Raw genomic sequence first — 5,308 nt, 5'->3', positions numbered from 1 at the left:
CGCGCCCCACGCCGACGACAAGTAATCTCCGCGGCCGGCGCGGCCCTTCGGATCTCCGTCCTCCCAGAAAGCTGAACACACGTGGCTTCATCTTCTCCCGTCCGTCACGCCTGGCGGGTCCTCCTCGGTCTGCTCCTCGTGACGGGTGTTCTGTTCGGCATCAACTCGCTGGGCGTGTACGTCATCAAGGACGCCGAAGGCCAGACGGTCAGTTCCTGGACTCCTGAGCTCGCACTCGACCTGCAGGGCGGCACCCAGATCGTCCTCAGCGCCGAGACCGAGGACGGAGCGGCTCCCACGCAGGAGCAGCTCGACCAGGCCGCGGCGATCATCCGCCAGCGCGTGGACGCGTCGGGTGTGGCCGAGGCCGACATCACGACCGAGGGTGGACAGAACATCGTCGTCCAGATCCCGGGCGAGGCGGATGCGCAGACTCGTGAGCGCATCCAGGCGAGCGCGCAGCTCGAGCTGCGACCCGTGCTCTACACGACGGCCGCGAGCACCGAGTTCGTCGGCGAGGACGGGAACTCCACTCCGTACCCCAGCCCGGACCCGTCGCTGAATGCGACGCCGACCGCCGAGCCGACCGACGCGAGCGACCTGTCATGGGTGACGGACAAGCTGGCAGCGGAGTTCCAGGCCTACGACTGCGAGAACCCGGACAACGACCCCGCCCGTGCCCCGAAGGACGAGCCGGTCGTCGCCTGTTCCCCGGACAAGGCACAGAAGTTCCTCCTCGGACCGACCGAGCTCGACGGCACCGCGATCACGGATGCCTCCGCGGGCCGCGATCAGAAGTCCGGCGCGTGGATCGTGCAGCTGACGATGAACGGCGAGGGCGGCGACGCCTTCGGCAAGGTCAGCACGCGCCTCAACCAGAACCGCATCGACGGTCTGTCCCCGCGCGATCAGTTCGCGTTCGTGCTCGACGGCGACGTGATCAGCGCTCCGCGGATGAACGGCGTCATCCTCGACGGCCGTCCCAGCATCTCGGGCAGCTTCACGCAGGAGACGGCGACCACGCTCGCCGACCAGCTGAAGTTCGGTGCCCTGCCGCTCAGCTTCGTCGTGCAGAGCTCCGACACCATCTCGGCGACTCTCGGAACCCAGCAGCTGCAGATCGGTCTGATCGCGGGTCTCATCGGTCTCGCACTCGTCGCGATCTATTCGCTCATCGTGTATCGCGCTCTCGGATCGGTGATCATCGCCTCGATCGCGGTGATGGCCGTCCTGACCTACATCATCATCTGCATCCTCGCCTGGCGGCTCGGCTTCCGTCTCTCGCTCGCCGGCGTCGCCGGTCTGATCGTCTCGATCGGCTTCACCGCCGACTCGTTCATCGTCTACTTCGAACGAATACGAGACGAGCTGCGCGACGGCAAGTCGATCACCGCCGCGGTCGAAGACGGCTGGGGCCGCGCGAAGCGGACCATCTACATCTCGAAGTCGATCAACATCCTGGCCGCGGTCGTGCTCTACATCCTCGCCGACGCCACGGTGAAGGGCTTCGCCTTCACACTCGGTCTCACCACCCTGATCGACGTGTTCATCTTCGTGATCTTCACGCACCCGGTGATGCAGCTCCTTGCGCGCACCCGATTCTTCGGCGGCGGTCACAAGCTCTCGGGCCTCGACCCCGAGGCGCTCGGTGCGGTGTACCGAAGCCGGTCCCAGTACCGGGAGGTCTCGACGGCATCGGCCGGTCGCGGTGCGAAGAACGCCCGCTCCCGGGGTGAGGCGGATCGCCGCCAGACCATCGCAGAACGAAAGCGCGCCGAGGCACTCGCGGGCGACAGACCCACCAAGCCCGGAAGTGAGGGAGACGCCTGATGCCTTCCATGAATGAGTTCGGAAACAACCTCTATTCCGGCAAGACCTCTTTCCCGTTCGTCGGCAAGCGTCGGCTGTGGTTCATCATCGCCATCGTGCTCGTCGTCGGTTCTGCCCTCGTGCCGCTCATCCGCCCCATCCAGTTCTCCATCGAGTTCACCGGTGGGTCCCAGTTCACGGTGCAGGCGCCCGACACGGTCGATCAGGACACCGCGAAGGAGGCCGTCCAGTCGGTCGTGCCGGGAGCCGCGACCAAGGTCGTCGTCCTGAACGGGAAGGACATCCGCGTCCAGACCGACCAGATGAGCGCCGCCGAGACGCAGGACGTCGCGGAAGCCCTCGCCGACGCCTACGGTGTGGAGCCCGCCAATGTGACGTCGTCGTTCATCGGCCCGGCCTGGGGCGAGAACGTCACGAAGCAGTCGCTGTGGGGGCTCGCGATCTTCCTCGCCCTCACGTTCCTGATCCTCGCGATCTACTTCCGCACGTGGAAGATGTCGGCGGCGGCGATCATCGGCCTGCTCGACGTGCTCGTCATCACGGTCGGCGTCTACGCACTGGCCGGCTTCGAGATCTCTCCGGCTGCCGTCATCGGCTTCCTGACGATCCTGGCGTACTCGCTGTACGACACCACTGTCGTGTTCGACAAGGTCAGGGAGAACACCACCGAAGACGGGGAGAAGTCCGCCCGACTGTTCGGCGAATCGGTGAACCTCGCCGTTAACCAGACGCTCGTGCGCTCGATCAACACGTCTGTGGTCGCGGCGTTGCCGGTCGGTGCCGTGCTCTTCATCGGCGCCTTCTGGCTCGGTGCGGAATCGCTCACCGACATCTCGCTGTCGATCTTCGTCGGGATCCTCGTCGCGACGTACTCCACGCTGTTTGTGGCCGCACCGCTCTACTCGCTGTTCCGCGAGAACGAGCCCCAGCTCAAGGAGCGCGACGCCCGCATCCGGGAGGCTCGCAGCCGGGCGTCTGTCGAAGCCTGACGGGTCCGGCCCGAGGGTGCTCCGGGCGGGAGCTCGGCGCCCTCAGCACGCGTAGGATGAAGTGATCGGGAGGTGAGTTGATGGCGGAACCGCAGACGTCATCGCAGGGTTCGAGTCTGCGACGACTGGTTCCCCGCATCTTCTCCCGCGCGTCCCGCATCAACGACCTCGACAACCTGATCCGTACGGTGCGTGCGAACCACCCCAAGGGCGACTTCTCCGTCATCGAACGCGCATACGCGGTCGCGAAGGAGAAGCACGAGGGGCAGAAACGCCAGAGCGGCGAGCCGTACATCACGCACCCGCTGGCGGTCGCGCAGATCCTCGCCGAGCTCGGTCTGGGCCCGCGGGCCATCGCCGCGGCGCTCCTGCACGACACGGTCGAAGACACGGGCTATGCGTTGACCGATCTCACCGCCGAGTTCGGCGACGAGGTCGCGATGCTCGTCGACGGCGTGACCAAGCTCGACAAGGTCAAGTACGGCGAGAGCGCGCAGGCCGAGACGGTCCGCAAGATGATCGTGGCGATGTCGAAGGACATCCGGGTCCTGCTCATCAAGCTGGCCGACCGCCTGCACAATGCGCGCACCTGGGGTTTCGTCCCACCGGAGAAGGCCACGAAGAAGGCCAAGGAGACGCTCGAGATCTACGCCCCGCTGGCGAACCGTCTCGGCATCCAGGCGATCAAGTCCGAGCTCGAAGACCTCTCGTTCGCTGTGCTGCACCCGAAGATCTACAACGAGATCCACAGCCTCATCGCGCAGCGGACCCCGCAGCGCGAGAAGTATCTCGCTCAGGTGGTCGAGGAGATCGACGAGGATCTGCGCGATCTCCGCATCCGCGGCAAAGTCGTCGGGCGCCCGAAGCAGCTCTACTCGGTGTACCAGAAGATGGTCATCCGCGGCCGCGAGTTCGACGACATCTACGATCTGATCGGCATCCGCGTCCTCGTCTCCTCGGTGCGCGACTGTTACGCCGTCCTGGGTGCGATCCACGCTCGCTGGACGCCGCTGCCCGGCCGGTTCAAGGACTACATCGCCACCCCGAAGTTCAACCTCTACCAGTCGCTGCACACCACGGTCATCGGTCCCGCCGGTCGCACGGTCGAGATTCAGATCCGTACGCACGAGATGCATCAGCAGGCCGAGTACGGTGTGGCGGCGCACTGGATGTACAAGGAGCGGATGAACGGCGGTGGCAAGACCGAGGTCCGCGCCTCCGACACCGACATGGCGTGGCTCGCGCACATCTCCGACTGGCAGGCCGAGACCGCTGACCCCGGTGAGTTCCTCGACTCGCTGCGCTTCGAGATCGGTGCGAAGGAGGTCTACGTCTTCACGCCGAAGGGGCGGGTGATCGGCCTGCCGGCCAGCGCGACCCCCGTGGACTTCGCCTACGCGGTGCACACCGAGATCGGCCACCGCACGATGGGTGCGAAGGTCAACGGGCGCCTCGTGCCTCTGGAATCGGAACTCAAGAGCGGTGACGTGGTCGAGGTGTTCACCTCGAAGAACCCGGATGCCGGCCCCAGCCAGGACTGGCTCGGTTTCGTCGCGAGCACCCGGGCGCGGAACAAGATCCGCGGCTGGTTCACCAAGGAGCGCCGCGAAGAGGCCATCGAGCAGGGCAAGGAGGCCATCGCCCGCGCGATGCGCCGTCAGAACCTGCCGCTGCAGAAGCTGATGAGCCAGGACTCGTTCGCCGAGGTCGCGCGCGGGCTGCACTACGAAGACGTCTCGGCGCTCTACGCGGCGGTCGGCGAAGGACACGTGTCGACGCAGTCGGTGCTCGAGAAGGTCACGGCTCTGGTCGCGGCCAACGACCCCAGCACGGGCGCCATCGATCTGCCCGGGAGCGTCCCGACGCGTGAGCCGCGATCCGGCGACTCCGGCGTGCTGGTGCGCGGCGCCAACGACATCCTGGTGAAGCTGGCCAAGTGCTGCACCCCGGTTCCCGGTGACCAGATCGTCGGATTCGTGACGCGCGGTAGTGGCGTCTCGGTGCACCGGGCGGACTGCGTCAACGTCAAGGCGCTCAGCAACGAGCAGGACCGCTTCGTCGAGGTGTCGTGGGCCCCGACGACGAAGAGCGTGTTCCGCGTGCAGATCCAGGTCGAGGCGCTCGACCGCTCGGGCCTTCTCTCCGATGTGACGCGCGTGCTGAGCGAGCACCACGTCAACATCCTCTCGGCGACGGTCACCACCACCGATGAGCGCTTGGCTCTGAGCCGGTTCGTCTTCGAGATGGGCGATGCCGTGCACCTGGACCGTGTACTGAACGCGGTCCGTCGGATCGACGCCGTCTACGACGTCTACCGGGTCACCTCCTCCTGACGGCGAGGCGCTGCAGAGCGGCCGAACCCATGCGGCTGCCCGGCACGCGTCGAAGGTCCTGCAGCGCGTTCATCGCCGCGTCCGGGGTGTCGGGGCAGACGACGGCGAGAAGATCCATCCACGGCAGCACCCGCGGGTCGCGGTGCAGTGTCGTCG

General features: G+C 66.4%; 3 protein-coding genes. All 3 read left to right on the top strand.

Features of this window, described 5'->3' with window-relative positions; all coding sequences use genetic code 11:
- Positions 1-81 precede the first annotated feature (81 nt).
- On the top strand, positions 82-1,830 hold the full coding sequence (gene secD, locus ACNPM4_RS17590; RefSeq protein WP_448986536.1) for a protein translocase subunit SecD: 1,749 nt from the start codon (positions 82-84) through the stop codon (positions 1,828-1,830).
- On the top strand, positions 1,830-2,819 hold the full coding sequence (gene secF, locus ACNPM4_RS17585) for a protein translocase subunit SecF (protein WP_029263321.1): 990 nt from the start codon (positions 1,830-1,832) through the stop codon (positions 2,817-2,819). The genes secD and secF overlap by 1 nt, the downstream gene beginning before the upstream one ends.
- A gap of 80 nt (positions 2,820-2,899) precedes the next feature.
- On the top strand, positions 2,900-5,152 hold the full coding sequence (locus ACNPM4_RS17580; RefSeq protein WP_029263322.1) for a RelA/SpoT family protein: 2,253 nt from the start codon (positions 2,900-2,902) through the stop codon (positions 5,150-5,152).
- Positions 5,153-5,308: the final 156 nt, after the last annotated feature.

This window comes from Microbacterium umsixpiens (assembly GCF_053543675.1).
Note: the sequence above shows the minus strand (reverse complement) of the source record. Positions and strands in the feature narration are given on the sequence as shown.

Excerpts from the sequence above, each read along its gene's own strand:
- secF (WP_029263321.1), top strand. The coding sequence starts at position 1,830 with ATGCCTTCCATGAATGAGTTCGGAAACAACCTCTATTCCGGCAAGACC.
- ACNPM4_RS17580 (WP_029263322.1), top strand. The coding sequence starts at position 2,900 with ATGGCGGAACCGCAGACGTCATCGCAGGGTTCGAGTCTGCGACGACTG.